The sequence below is a fragment of the Paenibacillus sp. GSMTC-2017 genome (assembly GCF_016019935.1).
GTDB lineage: Bacteria > Bacillota > Bacilli > Paenibacillales > Paenibacillaceae > Pristimantibacillus.
Genome location: NZ_JAECMT010000003.1, coordinates 327,032 through 345,761 on the forward strand (window position 1 = coordinate 327,032; position 18,730 = coordinate 345,761).

General features: G+C 41.8%; 19 protein-coding genes. 18 read left to right on the plus strand and 1 reads right to left on the minus strand.

Annotation, left to right across the window (positions count from 1 at the left end):
• Window positions 1-81 precede the first annotated feature (81 nt).
• The 14 genes from I6N90_RS13475 to I6N90_RS13540 all read left to right on the plus strand — a co-directional run bounded on the left by I6N90_RS13475 (window position 82) and on the right by I6N90_RS13540 (window position 14,923).
• Complete coding sequence (locus I6N90_RS13475; protein WP_197936132.1) at window positions 82-1,845, plus strand: sensor histidine kinase; 1,764 nt, start codon at window positions 82-84, stop codon at window positions 1,843-1,845.
• A gap of 1 nt (window position 1,846) precedes the next feature.
• Window positions 1,847-2,467, plus strand: a complete 621-nt coding sequence (locus I6N90_RS13480; RefSeq protein WP_197936133.1) for a response regulator transcription factor — start codon at window positions 1,847-1,849, stop codon at window positions 2,465-2,467.
• 159 nt (window positions 2,468-2,626) lie between these two features.
• Window positions 2,627-3,802, plus strand: coding sequence for a LuxE/PaaK family acyltransferase (locus tag I6N90_RS13485; protein ID WP_197936134.1), 1,176 nt, complete (start codon window positions 2,627-2,629; stop codon window positions 3,800-3,802).
• Between the two features lie 31 nt (window positions 3,803-3,833).
• Window positions 3,834-4,190, plus strand: a complete 357-nt coding sequence (locus tag I6N90_RS13490) for an iron-sulfur cluster assembly scaffold protein (protein ID WP_197936135.1) — start codon at window positions 3,834-3,836, stop codon at window positions 4,188-4,190.
• Window positions 4,191-4,199: 9 nt separating this feature from the next.
• Entirely contained in the window at window positions 4,200-5,369 is a 1,170-nt protein-coding gene (locus tag I6N90_RS13495; protein ID WP_197936136.1) for a cysteine desulfurase family protein, read from the plus strand.
• 14 nt (window positions 5,370-5,383) lie between these two features.
• On the plus strand, window positions 5,384-6,331 hold the full coding sequence (locus I6N90_RS13500) for a peptidase U32 family protein (protein ID WP_197936137.1): 948 nt from the start codon (window positions 5,384-5,386) through the stop codon (window positions 6,329-6,331).
• A 27-nt stretch (window positions 6,332-6,358) separates the two neighbouring features.
• Window positions 6,359-7,234, plus strand: coding sequence for a hypothetical protein (locus I6N90_RS13505; RefSeq protein WP_197936138.1), 876 nt, complete (start codon window positions 6,359-6,361; stop codon window positions 7,232-7,234).
• Entirely contained in the window at window positions 7,228-8,391 is a 1,164-nt protein-coding gene (locus I6N90_RS13510) for an acyl-CoA dehydrogenase family protein (protein ID WP_197936139.1), read from the plus strand. Before I6N90_RS13505 ends, I6N90_RS13510 begins: the two co-directional genes overlap by 7 nt.
• A gap of 47 nt (window positions 8,392-8,438) precedes the next feature.
• The gene (locus I6N90_RS13515; RefSeq protein ID WP_197936140.1) at window positions 8,439-10,193 is read left to right on the plus strand and encodes a DHA2 family efflux MFS transporter permease subunit; all 1,755 of its coding nucleotides are present in this window, start codon (window positions 8,439-8,441) and stop codon (window positions 10,191-10,193) included.
• A 160-nt stretch (window positions 10,194-10,353) separates the two neighbouring features.
• Window positions 10,354-11,088, plus strand: a complete 735-nt coding sequence (locus I6N90_RS13520; protein ID WP_197936141.1) for a class I SAM-dependent methyltransferase — start codon at window positions 10,354-10,356, stop codon at window positions 11,086-11,088.
• A 236-nt stretch (window positions 11,089-11,324) separates the two neighbouring features.
• Window positions 11,325-12,401 (plus strand): collagen-like protein, encoded by a 1,077-nt coding sequence (locus I6N90_RS24785; protein ID WP_232242980.1) that lies wholly within the window; start codon window positions 11,325-11,327, stop codon window positions 12,399-12,401.
• A gap of 180 nt (window positions 12,402-12,581) precedes the next feature.
• Window positions 12,582-13,583: a phosphotransferase enzyme family protein gene (locus I6N90_RS13530; protein WP_197936142.1), complete on the plus strand. Its 1,002-nt coding sequence runs from the start codon at window positions 12,582-12,584 to the stop codon at window positions 13,581-13,583.
• A 152-nt stretch (window positions 13,584-13,735) separates the two neighbouring features.
• Window positions 13,736-14,182 carry a GNAT family N-acetyltransferase gene (locus tag I6N90_RS13535; RefSeq protein WP_232242981.1) on the plus strand — a complete coding sequence of 149 codons (447 nt, stop codon included), beginning with the start codon at window positions 13,736-13,738 and terminating at the stop codon, window positions 14,180-14,182.
• Window positions 14,183-14,203: 21 nt separating this feature from the next.
• A complete protein-coding gene (locus I6N90_RS13540) occupies window positions 14,204-14,923 on the plus strand; it encodes an SDR family NAD(P)-dependent oxidoreductase (RefSeq protein ID WP_197936143.1) in 720 nt (239 codons plus the stop codon).
• A gap of 53 nt (window positions 14,924-14,976) precedes the next feature.
• On the opposite strand, the gene I6N90_RS13545 is transcribed toward I6N90_RS13540, so the two are convergent.
• On the minus strand, window positions 14,977-15,549 hold the full coding sequence (locus I6N90_RS13545) for a class I SAM-dependent methyltransferase (protein ID WP_197936144.1): 573 nt from the start codon (window positions 15,547-15,549) through the stop codon (window positions 14,977-14,979).
• A 177-nt stretch (window positions 15,550-15,726) separates the two neighbouring features.
• On the opposite strand from I6N90_RS13545, the gene I6N90_RS13550 reads away from it, so the two are divergent.
• The 4 genes from I6N90_RS13550 (at window position 15,727) to I6N90_RS13565 (ending at window position 18,632) form a co-directional block, all read left to right on the plus strand.
• Entirely contained in the window at window positions 15,727-16,977 is a 1,251-nt protein-coding gene (locus I6N90_RS13550; protein WP_197936145.1) for an RNA polymerase sigma factor, read from the plus strand.
• A 118-nt stretch (window positions 16,978-17,095) separates the two neighbouring features.
• Entirely contained in the window at window positions 17,096-17,527 is a 432-nt protein-coding gene (locus I6N90_RS13555) for a YciI family protein (RefSeq protein ID WP_197936146.1), read from the plus strand.
• 25 nt (window positions 17,528-17,552) lie between these two features.
• Window positions 17,553-17,894: a DUF1801 domain-containing protein gene (locus I6N90_RS13560; protein WP_197936147.1), complete on the plus strand. Its 342-nt coding sequence runs from the start codon at window positions 17,553-17,555 to the stop codon at window positions 17,892-17,894.
• A 438-nt stretch (window positions 17,895-18,332) separates the two neighbouring features.
• Entirely contained in the window at window positions 18,333-18,632 is a 300-nt protein-coding gene (locus I6N90_RS13565) for a hypothetical protein (RefSeq protein WP_232242982.1), read from the plus strand.
• Window positions 18,633-18,730: the final 98 nt, after the last annotated feature.

The following is an 18,730-nucleotide window of genomic DNA, read 5'->3' on the forward strand; positions in this document are numbered from 1 at the left end:
GAGTTAACAAATTATCATGATTGGAGGGGAATCAAGTTCGTTTAATTATGCAATACCCACTTCCTTTCGTAAGGTGAGGCCATGAAAAAACATTGGAATAAATCGTTATTTACTATTCAAGTTGTGAGTATCAATTCCATTTTTTTGATTTTACTTGTTTATATTTGCATGAACGTTCATTCGCATCCATTTATGGGTATATACGCTGAATTGCATAATGGCAAGTGGCAAGTAACAAAGGTTGATAAAGAATGCGGAGCAAGCAAATATTACGACATCGAAGAGGGCGACATTGTCCTCAAAGTGGACGGAGTAAGTCCAGATGAGAATTACAATATAAAAAAATGGAACACCGTAGAGGGATTTTCTTCTGCTTCCTTCGTTAAGTCTAACGGACAAATTATTGGGATCACGGTTGATGATAAGTTAAGTAAAGATTGCATTAATTCTACAATGCCTTATACGATACTGGCCCTAATCATATGGTCTGTAGGGATTTATGCACTTTATAAACGGCCTCCCTCCAAAGCCCTTCAGTCCTTTTTTTTACTAAATCAAGTTTCTGCTATCGTTGCTATTACTGCATATCCGGCTAGTAGCGGCTTGTTGTTTGCAAAGGTAGCCAATATTATCTCAGCAGCTTGGATTCCCTATCTATTAATCGTTTTATTCATTCGTTTCCCAGTAAAAACGCAAACACCATTTATTTACATCGTTAAACTAATTAACTTATTTAGTGGAATTTTGTTCACTTTAGCTCTCACGTTATATCTTATTACAGGGTTGTCTAGTGAAATAATGATTGTTTTGTTTAGATACGGATTATCCATTAGCATTGGAATCTCTTATATTGTTGGGATTGGCATTGCGATAAGGAATATGGTTAGAATCTCACTTGCCGAAAATCGGTTGATGTCGACTTTATTGTTAGTAGGTACCAGCGCAGTTTTACTTATTCCTCTCATCTTTTCTATCTTGCCAGAGGTTGTGACGGGGGATGTAATTGTGGTACTCGAAGTAAGTATATTTGCTAACCTCTGTTTACCAGCCATTTTTCTGTATGCACTTGTCAAGCGACGTGAGTTCAATATTCAAGGTCATGTTCAACAATTGATGCAGGATTATGCTCAAAGTAACCTTTCTCAAAATCGCTTGCAGCCAACAAGCAGGGAATATACTGATCCAGTCATTGTAAGCCAAATGTTGATTCATGCTCAAGAAGCAGAAAAGCAACGACTAGCGGCACATTTGCACGATCATCATTTGCAAAATCTTATTTTTATAATGCGTGATTTTGAAAGGCTTAGTATGAATGATCCGAGCAGGATGGATTCCAATTCCTCTTCCTCCTTGCTGGAGTCAATGAAAGATGCCATATATGATGTTCGAGAAATTTGTGCCGAGTTATACCCTTCGATGATAGAAGATTTAGGTTTGAGATCTTCTCTGCAATGGCTCATTCGAGAGACGAAAAACAGACATAACATTTCTATTGATTGGGAGTATATCGACGTTCAAGAAGAACGGCTTCACTATACGGTCAAAGTGAGCCTATTTAGAATCATGAAAGAATTGGTTGCGAATACGCTCAAGCATGCAAAGGCAAGCCATCTATTTATTAGCCTTGTGTCTAAGTCAAACATGTTGATTTGCGAGATAAAGGATAACGGAATGGGTTTTGATCCATCAAGAGATCAATCGGGTAACGTTTCGGGTAAACATTTTGGACTGATTATGGTTCAGAAGCGCATTCACAATTTAGGTGGAAAAATGAAAATGATCTCGGACGTTGGGGAAGGAACAAAGGTGACGTTAAGTATTCCTATAGTGGAGGGATCACAATAGTATGGGCGGCACAAAAGTTTTTTTGGTAGACGATCATCCTATGGTCATGAATGGCCTGCAGTCCTGTTTGGAGCAGGAAGAAGATATTCAAGTGATAGGTGTTTTTCATAGCGGGGCTGCTGTACTCGAACAATTACAAAAGGGGATATGGCCTGATCTAATTATTACAGATGTGTGTATGAAATCGATAAGCGGATTCGATCTAACTCGTACAATTAGAACGAAGTATGGCAGTGAAATAAAAGTAATTATGCTAACGGGTTATTATTTTGAGGAATATATGAAAACAGCATTTGAGCTGGGTGTTCATGCTTTCATTTGCAAAGAGTCTCCATACAGTGGAATTGTAAATGCTATTCGGCAGAGCATGCTTGGCAATGTGCTTATTCCTGAGACATTTCAACGTGCAGGAAGAAAAGAGAGTTTAACTGTCGTTGAAGCAAAAGTGTTGCAATTTATTGCAAAAGAATGGACGAATGTGCAAATCGCTGAGAAGCTCGATGTCAGTAAAAGGACGATTGAAAATCATATTACGAGCATATTGAACAAACTTAACGTGGATTCTCGAGTAGGTGCGGTAGTACAAGGCATTCAAAGAGGAATTATAGGTCCGTATAGGTAAGTTTATATCTTTGAATATTCTGACAATATGTGCAATTACACATATTTAGTTGTGGAAATCCACTTTAAATATGCGAGAGATACGGATAGAAGGAGCTGTGAATCGTATGATAACCTTAGGAAGCTAATCTATTAATGCAATTATTTGGGAGGTCAAACAATGTCGACGATGAAACAATTATTTCAGAACATGAAAGACTTGAATTTGGATCCGGTGAGCATGATTGCTGCCTCAACACGTGAAATGTTTCGATGGGAACGGAAAGACGCTGAGGAAATGATAGGATATTTGATGGCAAATAACTTCAAATACCATTATGAAAAAAACACGTTCTATCGCAAAATTTGCGATGAAAGGGGCGTGACACCAGAGCAGGTTCAAGGTTTCACCGACATTAACAGTATACCACTTATCCCAGTAGCTAATTTTAAACAAGCAGATTCCCACTTGCTTATGTCGAAGTCACTCAGTGAAGTTGAGTTTGAAATGAGAAGTACGGGAACGAGCGGTATTCCTTCTTTATCCCGCAGAGACTCCCAGTCTGTCAGCCGAGCTGTTTTCGGATTATATGCGATGTATCGAGATCTGTTTCAGTTTTCAAAAGGAGCAGGATTGTTTTTGTTCCCTTCCCCGGAGGAAATGCCTGAGATGGGAATGGTTAAGGTGCTTAATATGTTTGGAGGGTTGTTTGACGCTACAAAGTGTCTAGTAAAAAGAGCCTCGTTCAAACCGAAAGAAGCGATTGAAGTATTGCAAAATTGGGATGGCATTCATACTCGCCATATTGTGGGACCTCCTTTCCTCGTATATAAACTTATCAACTATCTAAAAGAAAATAACATTCGTCTTAAGCTGGATAAAGGAACAAAAATTATTAACCTCGGAGGTTGGAAGCGGTTCTGTGGAATGGAAATTCCGAGAGAGCAGTACAACCAAGAGATTGCAGAATATTTAGGTATAGAAGAGAACCAGGTTAGGGATATGTACGGTCTTGTAGAATCAAATATTTTGGCAATTGAATGTGAAGAGCACTCCAAGCATGTACCGCCTTGGGTATACTTCTCCGTCCGTGACGTAAAGGATCTTTCACAAGAAGTTCCTCAAGGGCGCCGGGGTGTACTTGCCATAATGGACCCAATATCGCTTGCATATCCAGGTTTTATTTTGACCGAGGACTTGGTTTATTTGGAGAAAGAAAACGAATGTGCTTGCGGTCGGGTAGGACAAAAAGTTGTCTACATATCCCGTATTGCTGGCGCAGAAGTTGGTTGTTGTGCCATTAATTTAGAGAAGCATATGGATGAGATGGAAGCTGATTTGACGTGCAACGTATAGTCATGGAAACGAAAAAGCGAGGAGCGTATCTATGTATAATTCTATCATTGTAGATCATTTCACTTCACCTCGAAACATAGGGGAGCTTGAAGATAGGGATGAGGAAATCAGCATAGGGAATCCAGTATGCGGAGATACCATTCATCTGCATTTGAAAAAGAATGACAAGACAATCGTTGACGTGAAGTTTAAAGCTTACGGATGTGCCACATCCATTGCGACAGCTAGCGTTTTCTCTGAATACATTAAGAACAAAACGATCGATCAAATTCGCGAAACGGTAAATCCAGCTCGTGAAGAAATGTTAGGTGAACTGGAACCTTCACAGCGTCATTGCCTTGATATTTTGGCACAGTTATTCGGTCATTTCGACAGAATCACTGCTTAGGAGGACGTTATGGCTGAACGATATTTCGACTATAATGCAACGACTCCATTAGACTATGAAACAGCGAACTGGATGTTTGAGCAGATAGGGCTGTTCGGCAATCCATCGAGTACGCATACGTACGGTGATCAAGCGAAACAAGCATTGATCCGTGCTAGGGAGCAAATATCGCTGGCTCTAGGATCTTTGCCAGAGGAAATTATTATTACTTCTGGTGGTTCGGAGTCAAATAATTTTGCGATAAAGGGATGGCTGAGTCAATTTCTGGGCTGCCCCGGACACATTGTGACAACTTGCATGGAACATCCTTCTGTCTTGCAAGTTGTTCAGTATATGGTAAAAAGTCATGGCTTCCAAGCGACGTATCTCCCTGTGAACAGAGAAGGTTTTGTAGCGGTAGACGACTTTAAGAGGGCACTGCGTCCAGATACTCAACTGGTCACAGTAATGTTAGCGAACAACGAACTAGGCACTTTGCAGCCGATTCGAGAAATGGTTGACGCAGCTAGAGGGCACGAGCTCTTTTTTCATACCGATGCTGTGCAGGCAGTGGGTAAAGTGCCGATCGGGCTCCAGCAATTAGGGGTTGACGCGCTTTCCTTTTCAGCGCACAAATTTAATGGACCTAAGGGCATTGGCGGTTTGTTTGTGCGAAAAGGTATTGTATTGGAGCCGCTTATACACGGAGGCGGTCAGGAAGCTGGATGGCGCAGCGGAACGGAAAATTTGCTGGCTGTAATGGGTATGGGTAAAGCTTGCGAAACATTGACAGAACGGGCATTAGTGTTGCATGAAAGAAGCTTAAGAATGAAGCAACTGCTTGTTAGGGAGTTGCTGAAAATACCTAAGTGCTCGCTTAACGGTTCTTCCGATCATCTGCGTACGCTACCTAATACAGTAAATGTTTGCTTTAACGATGTGCGCGGCGAAGCACTTGCTGCACAGCTAAGCATGCTTCATGGAATTGCCATTTCAGTTGGCTCAGCTTGCAGCGCCAATAAGGAGACAAAGTTATCTCATGTTCTGACAGCGATAGGACTAACGGAAAGTGAAATCAAATCATCGGTGCGGATTAGTTTTGGTCCGAATACGACGGAGGACGATATTTGCTTTTTGAGCGAGTCTATTCATCAATTAGTTACTAATTTGCGTAAGCTTCTTCCGGTTGAAATGAGATAGGAGGGCGATTCAAGATGAATATTGTGGCTCCAGCTAGATCGCCTTTTATGCTGAAAGAAATGATAGAGGCAGGTGCAAACGAGGTATACATCGGTTTGAAACCAAAAAGTTTGCGGAAGCTTTCGTTCGACGGACGGTTTCAAACGGTAGCGGATTATCCTGCCCATGTAGAGGACGAAGAGACGCTTGAAAGTATGGTCAAATTTGCGAAGCGGGATGGTATAAAGGTTGCTTTTATGGCCAATCCCATTTTGCTCCCACGGGATTATGAGGATGAATATAAGAGACATGTTGCTACCGCTGTGGAGATTGGGGTCGACTTTGTCACTGTATCCTCACTGCAATGTGCCCGAATTATTCGCAAAGCGGGAATTACCGTTCCTCTTATTGCAGGCTCTAGCTTTTCTTTGCTCAACAGAGGTGCGCTACGGATGCTCAAAGATTGGGGTTTCGAGCGTGCAAACGTGCCGCACTCTATATCCATTGAAGAATTAGCTGGCTGGAAGGAAGAAGGACTTCAGCTGCAAATGACAGGAAACTTCGGAAGTGGCAGTGTGCCAGGTTTATGCCGTTTGTGGGAGTCCCCTAACAATTTGGAAATGGGAGACGGAACCCGTTCCGTATACCGGCTTACGCTGCCAAACGGCGGGACCCTAGACCAATCCTCATTTCTGGACGCGGCGACTGACTGTAGTTTATGTAGTCTTAGAGAATTAGAGCAAGCAGGCATAAGTTCCATTAAGCTCATTGGCAGGGAGGCACCAAATCCTTCAACACTTGCTGTCGTCATAGATCTCTTTAGACAATGGCTTGATATGGAGTCCGAAGGGAAACCCGTAAGCAAAAAGATCGAAGTGATGGAAAGAGAAATGTTAATGTGGACGATGAAGTGGGTGCCGCGGTTTTGCGATAAACAAAGATGTACATATCTCGCGACGCCGGTTACGAACAGTTATGTATAGTTTAGAACGGGAGAGGGGTGAGCTTTCATGATGAGTAGAAAAAGGGAACTTCGGCTGTATCCCTCTCAATTTGTTCTGCTACAGGAAGATGATCTTGCAGGTTATGACTCTATCTGTGTTGGTCATCCAAGCTGTGTACATAAAATGGTTGGACTTACGGAAGCCGTAATCGAGAGGGCATTGCAGTGGGGGATTGAAATCAATGTTGAAATTCCTGTTTTGTACGATACACATTACGCTGAATGGATGGAACGGATTGAGTCATGGCTTCATTTTCCTATCGGATTAGTCATACACGACCTTGGAACGTTGCACGGCGTCCACCGGATGTTGCATGGAACCCATCGCAAGATAACGCTAGGGCGTAATTTGGTTTATAGCTTCTACAATTGTCCTTGGCATGACGACATTTTGCAGGAAGAAGATATTGATGTACGCGCGAAGTGGGGAGAGCTTAACCTCGATAACGACGCTATGATCGACATACTTAGAGAATATAGGGTGTCAGCGATAGATGTTGATCTATCGCCTGCCCTTGAGGATTCCATCAGGCGAATTCGAGCGCAAGGTATTGAGGTGAATGGATTTGTAGAGTCGCCTCTTGCCTCTACCTCAAGAGCTTGCCATACACTGCGTTATTATAAAGGAGTCAAAGGGCAATGCCAACATCTGTGCGAAGAGCCCATTATGCTGGAGCCTAAACAACGCTGGAATAGATTTGATGATTCACTAGTTCGTATTGGTAAACCGAGCCGAGATGCGCTTGGGATATTGCAAGTATTCGGGAATACGATCGTTCGGAAGTTAGAGAAACCTGTAGAAGTAAGTTATGAAATTGATGTGCTCTGTGAGGATGTTCGTTATACCGCTACATCGAAACTTAGGGAGGCCAAGTTATGCTGACTAGCACTGAACTGAACCGTGAAGCAATATTAGAAAGTGTAGAGGAACTCATATGCGATTATCTGAGGCCAAATGCAAAAAAAATTGACCAAACAGGACAATTTCCAAGAGAAAATATGACGGCACTAGCGGAAGCGGGTTTACTGGGGCTTATAATTCCTCGTGAATTAGGAGGGCTCGGTGCAACACCTTCCTTATATAAAGAGATAGTGATGCGTCTTGCTAGTGCATGTGCTTCGACTGCACTTGTATTCGTCCAGCATATGTCGGCAACGTCAGTCATGTTATATGGTGCTCATCAGCCGTATGTTCAAACGTGGCTTAAAGGAATCGTTGATGGTCAATGTTTGGCAACGATCGCCTTTAGTGAAGCGGAATCAGGCTGTTATTTCTTTCTTCCAGTTAGCCAAGCAAAGTCCGAAGGTGAAGATCATTTTGTTCTAAATACGAAAAAAACGATGGTTACTAGTGCAGGCGAAGCAGATATTTACGTCGTCTCCACACGTTCAACTTTCGCAACGAATTCAATGCAAAGCGACTTCTTTATTCTCACACGGGAAACGGAAGGATTTAGTTTAGGCGGCGTATGGGAAGGAATGGGCCTTCGTGGAAACTGCAGCGCTCCTATGACGGTGAAGGATTGCCTTGTCCATCGTGACAAGTTAATAGGAACGGAAGGGGAAGGTTTTAAAATTGTTCAGCGTTCTTTGCTTCCTATGGGGCAAATCGGGATATCATCTCTAAATCTTGGCATTGCAAAGGCTATTTTTGATGAATCAGTTGCTTACGTTAAGAAACGTCATTATTCCCATTTGGATGCAGGATTGTCCTCCTTCCAAAGTGTTCAGCAGACGATTGGCAAGATGAAGGTGTTGTATGATCAAGCTGAGAAGTCGCTGCAAACCGTCTGTCGCCTGATGGAAGAAGGAAGCATTGACTTAGTGTCGACGCTAGAGATCAAAGTTATGGCATGTGAGACTGTAATTAGAATGGCGGAATACAGTTTGAATGTGTGCGGAGGTTTTGCTTACTCGTCGCACTCACCGCTGGAGCGTCTTATTCGAGACAGTAAGGCTGGAACGATCATGGGACCAACACCAGAGGTGCTAAAAGAACTGATCGGCCGAACGTTGCTCGACGTTCCGACGAAGCTGTAGAAGAGAATATGGAACATACGATCATGGGATGAAGGGAGTTGTCCGATTTGGAACAAACAAAGCCGGTATATGGTGGGCTGAAGCAAGTATTTGCAGTAAGCCTCGGACTGTTTATCGTTTTTATAGACAGCACAATCGTGAATATTGCCTTGCCCAACATGATAGAGGAGTACAGTATAGGACTTGGAGCTGCATCTTGGATTATAAACTCATTTGTTATTACACTGGCAGTGTTGTTAGTAACGATGGGTAAACTGGCGGATATATTCGGGAAAGCAAGGTTTTTTCTAATCGGCTTGTTCCTATTTATGATCAGTTCCTTCTTGTGTGGAGCTGCGCCGAACGAAGAGAGTCTTATTATTTTCCGTGTCCTTCAAGGAATAAGTGGAGCGATGGTTATCCCAACGAGTATGGTATTAGTTCGCTCGGCAGTACCACCCGAACGTGCAGGACTTGCAATGGGAATATGGGGAGCGGTTGGAGCACTTGCAGTTGCCATCGGGCCAAGCTTAGGCGGACTAATTACCGAATTAATTAATTGGCGCTGGGTTTTCTATATTAACGTTCCAGTTATTCTTATTGGATTGCCCCTTACATGGCTAGTATTCCGTGGAACAAAAGAAGAGCGGAAGCCGTTTCGCATCGATCTATGGGGTACAATTTCTTTAAGCTCTACATTATTTTTCTTAACGTATTCTATTCTTCAGGGACAAGAGTTTGGTTGGCTGTCTGGTAAAATTATTGCCAGCTTTGCCCTTAGTTTAATAAGTGGATTAGCTTTTATTTTCATAGAACGAAAAGTGAAAGACCCGTTGCTCGATTTTACGATCCTGCAAAATCGGGCTTATGTTGCGGGAATTGCATCCAATCTGCTTAGCGGTATCGTTTTGATGGGTACGATGATATTACTCCCCATTTTCCTTGCAGAGGTAAAAGGATTTGATACACTGGATGCAGCTTTCGCCATTACGCCCCTATCGGCTGTCATGCTGATCGTTGCACCGTTAGTTGGAAGACTAATCGATAAGGTAGGGTATGTTTGGCCATTAATTATCGGTTATATGATCATCATTGCCGGATTTGGACTATTATCCACCGTACATGCCGATATGTCGGTCGTTCGGTTGGTCTGGTATATTGCAGTTGCAGGTGCTGGAATCGGGATTATTATGGTGACCAGTGTTACAGTTAGTACTTCCGTTGTACGTCCGGATCAAATATCATTAGCTTCGGGAATATTTGCGATGATGCGTAACTTGGGCGGTGCAATTGGAGTTGCTTTATTCATTTCAATTACGCTCACCGGCTTGAACAGTCAGTCTTCGGTTATTGTGGATGAAGGCATTGCAAAGTTCAAGCAAGCTGATCTGCCTCCAGTCGTTCAAGAGCAAGCGATTGCCCGATTGGAGGAGCGGCGGGAACACTTCTTCGATTTCAACAAACCTGCCCCGGAGTTCCAACTATCGTCGGAACAAAAGGAGGAGCTTATTGAACAGAAAAAGAAGGAGGCAATCGCTGCCCTTCCTGCTGGTACCGAAATAACAGCGAAGCTACAAGAGGAAATTGGACTGAAGATAGAGTCTGAGCTAAAAGTAGTAGAAGAAAAAGTGACGGCGATACGAGAATCTATTACAGAGCAGGGCAAGTCAGATGTCGCTGAGTCTATGGGTAAAGCATTTTTGAGCGGCTTAATCCTTTGTGTATTGTTCAGCTTCACTATTGTTTTTCTGAGACGTAAGGCAATTGAAGGGTTACTGAATTCTCATCCAGATAGAAAGTCTTCCGCATCACATTTTCACTAATGTTATGATCCCCTTAAGTTTGACCGTGCCGATTGACTCTTTTAAGAGTTTATGGATACTGTTGATCGAAGGGGATTTTTTATGTCTACAGGGTGAGTTTGAAAGGGATACTTACAATAGTGTACGCTTAGTGTAAATAAAGTTTAAGGATGTGTCTTGCGTGAAGCAAAATAAATATGATGATTCCGATTTTTTTGCACAATATAGTGGAATGCCTAGATCAATTGGAGGGCTGAATGCAGCAGGAGAATGGCAAGAACTTCGTGCAATGCTTCCTGATCTACAGGGTAAAAGAGTGCTTGATCTAGGCTGTGGCTTTGGCTGGCACTGCCGTTATGCACGCGAACAAGATGCTAGCTCAGTAATAGGTGTTGACTTGTCTGAGAACATGCTAGAAAAAGCTAAGGAGATGACGGACGATCCAGAGATCACATACATCCGTCTTGCTATCGAAGATATTGAATTTCAAGCTGAACAGTTTGACGTAGTAATAAGTTCACTAGCGCTCCATTATGTTGAACGATTCGATCTCCTTTGCCAGAAAGTTTATACCTATCTTGCACCTGGAGGTACTTTCGTACTTTCGGTTGAGCATCCAGTATTCACTTCATTAGCATCTCAGGATTGGATATACGGCACTGATGGAGAAAGATTGCATTGGCCTGTCGATGACTATCACCATGAAGGATTACGGGAAACTAGATTTCTAGGCAATGATGTCATTAAATATCATCGAAACGTCGCAACACATATGAATGCACTAATTGATGCAGGTTTTACGATTACTAAGGTATCTGAGCCGGGCCCTTCGAAAGAAATGCTTGAGAAAGTACCTGGCATGCAAGATGAGCTGCGCAGACCGATTTTTCTTATGTTTTCAGCAGTTAAAAAGTAGGGAAGTGTTCTAGATTAGTATGATGAAATAGGATACAGAGCAGGGAGGGATATGACCTCCGCTGCTCTTTTTTTGATAAAATCACATCCAGGGTAACTATCTTGCTCATAAAATATCATTATGTATAGTTGTCTATTTTCTTTGAATGATACGTGTATTGATTGCACTCTTTAATTTTATGCATATGATATCTAGTTACGATATTAGATCCGTGAAATATGAGAAGGAGAATGATAATGTCACAAGCAAATATTCCTAATATTACTCCGCTAATTACATTAACTAGAGACGATGCAATTAATCTATTACTTTCCTCCATTGCATTAGAAGAACTAGGGCTTAGTCACATCTTGAATGCTGAAGGAGAAAAACTCCAATTTGTACTTGGTACTCTGCCGGGAGTATCATCCCCTCCAGCAACAATTAGTGACATTTTGACTATTAATGAAAGCGTTAGGGACACAATTAATGCCGTCACGAAAAAAGAGTTTTTATTAGACAGTAAGCTTAACAGTATTTTGAATACACCAATTGCGGTTGGTCCAACTGGTCCTACTGGGGCGACAGGACCAACTGGCCCTGCGGAAGGTGCTACGGGAGCAACGGGAGCAACAGGAGCAACGGGAGCAACGGGAGCAACGGGAGCAACGGGAGCAACGGGATCAACAGGAGCAACGGGAGCAACGGGAGCAACGGGTGCCACGGGAGCAACAGGAGCAACAGGAGCAACAGGAGCAACAGGAGCAACAGGAGCAACGGGAGCAACAGGAGCAACAGGAGCAACGGGAGCGACGGGTGCAACAGGAGCAACTGGAGCGGCGCCGACGAATTTTACAAAAGTTATTAATTTTGGTGGGAATAACGTTGGATTCCAACGACTATCAGGATCACCTGGAGCGCTTTCGAATGCTGTACCATATGTGGATGCTGCGGATGGAAGTATTGTAGCTTTTTCAGGAGGAATAAATGTAAACAACTTACCAGCTGGAACGTATAATTTTCTAGTATGTTTTGATGTTATTAATAATGCAGCAATACCATTACCAGCCAACGTCATATCTACAATTACGTTAACAACAACGGCTGTCCTTACTGGAACTATCGTTTTCTCAATTAGACCTACAGATGTAGGAGCTCAGCCTGTGCGCATTTCCAACGGAGCTGCTTATGTAGTCACACCTAGTGCGACAGTAACATGGACCAGTAATATAGCTGGTGACCCTGTCACAAGAAATGATGCAATTTCATTATTCCTAGATATGAATATTGCACAAAGTGCCGTTTATTCCGTTTATATCTCATCAGCAATCTAAAAGGAATGGACTAATAGTTATTAATCGAATTGTCATTTGAGAGCTGTAACGGGACATAAACTTGTCTTCTGTTACAGCTCTTTTTGGGTTATTTAGTTATAATCATTAATTACATTCCTATTAGATATTAATTGGTATAGCATGAATTATGGAAACATTCTTATATAGTGAGGTGTTGAAATGACGGAGAGGTTAGACACAGATTCTCAAGATGAGATAAGGAAAACAATAACGAAGTCGAAAAATACGGCGCTTAGAGCTCTTCAAAACTACGACTTGGATTGGGATCAAATCCAATTCAATCAATTATCAGATACATGCACTTTCAAGATAAAGACGAGTAATGACGGAGATTTTTTGCTTAGAGTACATTTAGGGGCGACTAGTGAGGAAGTTAATTCCGAGATCTTATGGCTAGATGATCTGAATGCAAAGTTAGGCGACACACTTCCAAAAGGAGTGTTAGATCGTAACGGCGCACGAACGGTGCAAATCGATCATGTGGATGGAACATTCAATTGCGTATCACTTATGCGATGGGTGGAAGGGGAACATTTTGATTGGCCTCTAACAGATGAGCAAGCTTACAAAGAAGGCGTTCTCTTAGCAAATTTACATGGGACATCACAGCAATTTCATATACCTTCTCAATTCACTCGCCCTATATGGGGGGAAGAAAGTTTTCATAGATCAATGCATCGTTTTACGAAATATTACGATACGTTTTTAACCGATGTAGATTTTGCATTGTATCAGTCCGCAGCGGATAAAATAATCTCTAACATAAAGAAGTTCCGAATAGATGACGAAAGCTACGGTTTAGTACATGGCGATTTGCACCAAGGGAATATCATCTTTCATAATGGCGAGCCGCGTCCAATAGATTTTGGCAGATGTGGATTTGGTTATTTTGTTTACGATATCGCACATACGATCCTGGGGCTTTATCCCCCACAGAGGAGATTAGTGCTAGAAGGATACGAGAGCATCAGAAAACTAACTCAGAACTGTATACAAGAGTTAGAAACTTTTATGGTAATGGTTATGATCGAAAATTATAGTCACCACGCCTCTGACCCAAGAGAATGGGAAGGGCTAAGGGAAGAGCAGCCATACGCCCAAGCTATTCTAAAAAACTTCTTAAATGAAGAACCATTTCTATTTAATGAAATAAAGATATGAGTTAAAATACAGAGAATGGAAAGTGAAATTTCCAATACTCTGTATTTTTCTGTTTTTAAAGCCGATAGGAAGTAGAGAGGTGAGAGGAATGAACTTTACTCCACTAGAGGGTAACCGAATATCATTAATCCCTCTTGAAGTAGGACATGCCAATGCACTATTTCAATGTTCGCAGTTTCCAGAGCTATGTTGAGGCAGCAATCGCAGAGAGGGAATGTGGGGAACAATTTCCTTATGTTGTCTTTGATAAGCAACTTCAAAAAATAGTCGGAATGACTCGTTACTTACGAATATCACCTTCGCATAAAAACGTAAACATTGGCTGGACGTGGTACTCTCCAGAGGTTTGGCGATCATCAGTAAACACAGAGTGCAAATATTTATTACTGAAATATGCGTTTGAAGGTTGGGAAGCAGTACGTGTTGAGATCATTACGACAACGACGCATAATCGTTCTCAAAAAGCTATTGAGAGGTTGGGGGCAACAAGAGAAGGCATTTTGAGAAAGAAATATAATGGTCTTGATTATGTCATATACAGCATTATTGATGAAGATTGGGCAGACGTTAAAAGTCGTCTCGAAGCGTATTTAAAATAGACCTCATAAGGAGAGACGGAAATGAAATCATATATTGTATTTGGAGCTAGTAAAGGTTTAGGAGATGCATTTGTAAAAGGATTGCCACAAGCAGGGGATAGAGTTTGGGTTGTTTCTCGAACTAGACCAGATAGCGTAGATTTGAATGATGGCGTTCATAGAGTATGGATTCAAGCAGATTTGTCCCAGCAGCATGCATCTTCCATCATTTCCGAGGCTTTGCAAGGCGAAAAACTTGATGTACTCCTATACAATGTGGGCATCTGGGAAAAGGAAGGTTTCGAGGATCATTACGATTTTGAAAAGGATACACCTGCAGAAATCGCAAACATTATCCATGTAAATATGACTTCGACAATTATTTGTATCCAATCATTATTGCCGAACCTTCGGAAATCAGATGCGGGTAAAATCATTTTGACAGGATCATCGGCAGGGCTAGATAATACAAATAATACACAAGTTTCGTTCGTCGCTTCAAAGTTTGGGATGCGAGGTATTGCTAGCGCATTGCGGGAGTATGTGCGTAAGGACGGGATTGCTGTCACTTGTATAAACCCTGGAGAGCTGGCAGCCGAAATCCCTTATGAAGATGGAGCTGAACGAGCTATAGTTGAATACAATGGTACGCGGATACCTGTTCAAGATATTGTTGCTCTAGTGAAGTGTGTTGTAAGTTTATCGAATGTGTCTTGTGTAAAAGAAATAAATATACCAGCAATTACGGATGTGAATGCTTAACTTAATAGAGTAGTATAATTAGATTAACGTTTTCAAAAAACAGCGTAGAGCCGTCATTCTATTAAAGAGGATGGCGGCTTTATCGCATCAACAATAAGGGACACGAAACCGAGCTCACCATCTTGGTTACGGTGATCGAATTTTTTGGAACGATAAATGAAACCTTGTGTTTCATCCCAATCATTACTATGAAACTGACCATCTTCATCGCAATATTCCAGTAATTTAACTTCAAATCCTGCTCGTTCAAACATGGAGACAATGCTAGCGTAGTTGTGAACAATTTTATGGCTTGCGGCTGGATGATCGATTGGTCCTGGCCCGTCGATTTTAACCATGTTTTGATATTCTGCATTCGGGAAAAAAGCATCGGGTACAGCACAGCGGATATATCCTCCTGGTTTTAAAAATTCCATACATAAAATTGCTGCTTCAGTGCCTTCTTCATAGTCTAAATGCTCCCAAACATGTTCCGCTAGTATTGCATCTATCGAATTAGGGGTAAATTTCGATTCCCAATGTGACCGTTCTACTAGATTCAGTTCTTCTTCTTGTGTGTGAAGCCATCCAGGGTTGTTGTTCTGGAGTCCTGCACCAATAACCACTTTTATTTGTTCCTGACTCATTTACATCCACATCCAATCGATCTATTCATTTTAAATAATTTTACGATATTATTACTATTAAATATAGGACAATCCCATCCGTAACTTGCAAAAAAATTATTTGATCTATTTTTCAATAGTTGGTCGAGTTATTCGTTTGTTATTCGTCATTACTATAGGGAGGGGACATATACAATCGTGAATAGTTCCGCTGTAGAGCGTACAATAGATGCCATTTGGCGGATTGAATCTGCTAAAGTAATTGCAGGATTGACTAGAATCGTACGAGATGTAGCACTTGCTGAAGACCTTGCACAGGATGCGCTAGTAATTGCACTCGAAAAATGGCCAGATACAGGCATTCCGGATAATCCTGGAGCCTGGTTAATGACTACAGCGAAGCGTCGTGCTATCGACTATCTTCGTAGAAATAAAAAGCGTGATCAGAAATATGAAGAGTTAGGTCGCAGCGGCGAACTATACTCAGAGGATGATATTGATATGGCTATGGATGGCGAGGTCGGAGATGATATCCTTCGATTAATCTTCACGACATGTCATCCAGCGTTGTCCCAGGAGGCAAGAGTAGCGTTAACGTTGCGACTACTTTGCGGCTTGACGACTGATGAGATTGCACATGCTTTTCTAGTTGCTGAAACGACCATTGCACAACGAATCGTTCGGGCGAAACGTACATTAAGCGCATCACGTTCTGACTTTGAAGTTCCTGTCGGTGAGCAATTGAAGGAACGTCTTCCCGCAGTGCTCGAAGTTATCTACCTCATGTTTAATGAGGGATATACGGCGACTTCTGGGGGTAACTTGATTCGACCGTTGTTATGTCAAGAAGCGTTAAGACTCGGACGTATTTTAGCTGAGATTGCACGTAACGAACCTGAGGTTCACGGCTTAGTCGCACTGATGGAAATTCAATCGTCCAGGTTCAAAACGAGGGTGAATGCAACAGGAGAACCGATTCTACTCATGGATCAAAATCGTGTATTATGGGATCAGCTGTTGATCCGCCGTGGATTATCTGCACTAGAGCGTGCGCAAAGTATCGGACGTCCGCTTGGTCCATATTCGCTTCAAGCTGCAATTACTGCATGCCATGCGGAAGCTCGGATTGCATCTGAAACGAACTGGACTCGCATTGCTGCTCTATATGAAGCTCTGTCTCGCATAATGCCATCTCCAATTGTAGAGCTGAACCGGGCAGTAGCTATTGCAATGGCATTTGGTTCAGCATATGGACTTCAAATTGTAGATGAACTGAATACTGTTCCAGCGTTAAAGGATTATCATCTGCTACCAAGCGTTCGAGGAGATCTCTTGGCAAAATTGGACCGTATGGACGAAGCACGTAAAGAGTTTGAACATGCAGCGTCACTTACTCGCAACGAGAGGGAGCGGGTGCTTTTGCTGAAGCGCGCAGCTGAGTGCGAATAAACGGAATAATATTATTTTTGTGTAAAGTTGTCGATAATGAAACCTCTCGTTCGTTGATTAAGTAGAGGCGGGAATACAAGTAGCCCCACCTTCATACGTAATCGGGAGGAAAACAGAAATGCGATATATGTTAATTGTTAAGTCTAATGGATATTCTGAAGCTGGTGTTAAGCCAAGTTTGGAATTTATTGAAGCACTCGCTGCATACAACGATTCCCTATCGAATGCAGGTATTCTTCTTGCGAATGAAGCACTACTGCCGAGTTCAAGTGGAGTACGAATTGTGTATTCAGAACATGCCGAGAAGCCAAAGCTTACAGTAGGTCCTTTTGCAGAAGTACAAGATATGTTTACGGCGTTTACGGTAATTGAAGTGCGGTCAGTGGAAGAAGCAATCGATTGGGCATTGCGTATGCCGATTTCGAAAGAATACGGTGAGTATGGGATTGAGCTACGACAGCTTTGCGAGGTTGAAAATGAACGAGAAGTTCCGCTAACCATTGCACTGGAGGTTGAACTAAGAGATCAAATCGGCATGTTAATAAAATAAACGATTTATAAGAGGAGCGAGAAAAATGAATCAAGAAGTAGTGGATTTTATTGAAGCGGTAAAAGAGCCTTGGCAAAGAGAAATATGCACACAGCTACGCGAGATTGTTCATGAGGCAGTGACTGATGTTCAAGAGCGTATCCAATATAAAAAACCTCATTTCTTAAAAGGTGGTAAGTATGCTGCTGTAATTTCTACTTCGAAAGATGCGGTTAGTTTTACAATCTTTAATGCGAATGAGTTGTCTTTTCCAGAAGGATTGTTCGAAGGACCGGCCGAAAGAAAGACGATTAAGTTACGTAAAGGGCAGTCGGTAGATAGTAATCTGCTATCTCCACTATTAAGTCAAGCATCTTCGAAATTATAATGGTGGCTCACGTTTCCGAACGTATGGCTAACGAACCCAGCAACTCTTATTTGACTAAAATGTACCGTTCAAAACGTTTAACGAACTCCAGAATGCTTATTACCAGCAAAGTAGCTTTATTTCGGTCAAATAATACTCAATAACGACACTGGAGTTCGATACATCAAATTACACGATATTTTCTTCAAAATAAACACAATACGATTCGTTAGTGGATTAACATACAATTGTTTATTGATTTGATAGAGAGTAGGTGAAGCGGATCTTCATTTGCTCTTTTTTATATGTGCTCAACCATAATAAGAACGTATGGTGGGATTTTCGATATGCTCAGATAACCCATAATATGGTATTGTGGGGTAAGGGTGGATATTTACGCTAGTTCGTTAATCTACAAGGAAGGGACAGATTACGATAATTCGATCTGATGAGCTAATTTTGCGAAAAACGGAAGCAAATGATTTAGCATTTGTTATTGAAACCGAATCAGATGATGGAAACAGTCCTTTTGTCGGACAGTGGTCCATTAACCAGCATTTAGATGCTTTGCAATACGAAGATATGATGCATTTAATAATAGAGGACAACCAAAACAATAGAGTTGGATATGTCCTATTAACAGGTCTGTTAAATCCGAACAAAGCCGTTTGCGTGATGCGAATAACGATTAAGATTAAAGGCCAAGGATACGGAAAAGAGTGTTTAACACGCGTGCTCGTCATGTTTATGAATCAGTAGGATTTCAATTTGAAGGAACTCTTAGAGACTCTTACTTTAATGGGAACACTTATGAATCACTTTCGGTGATGTAAATTCTTAGACATGAATACGTACGT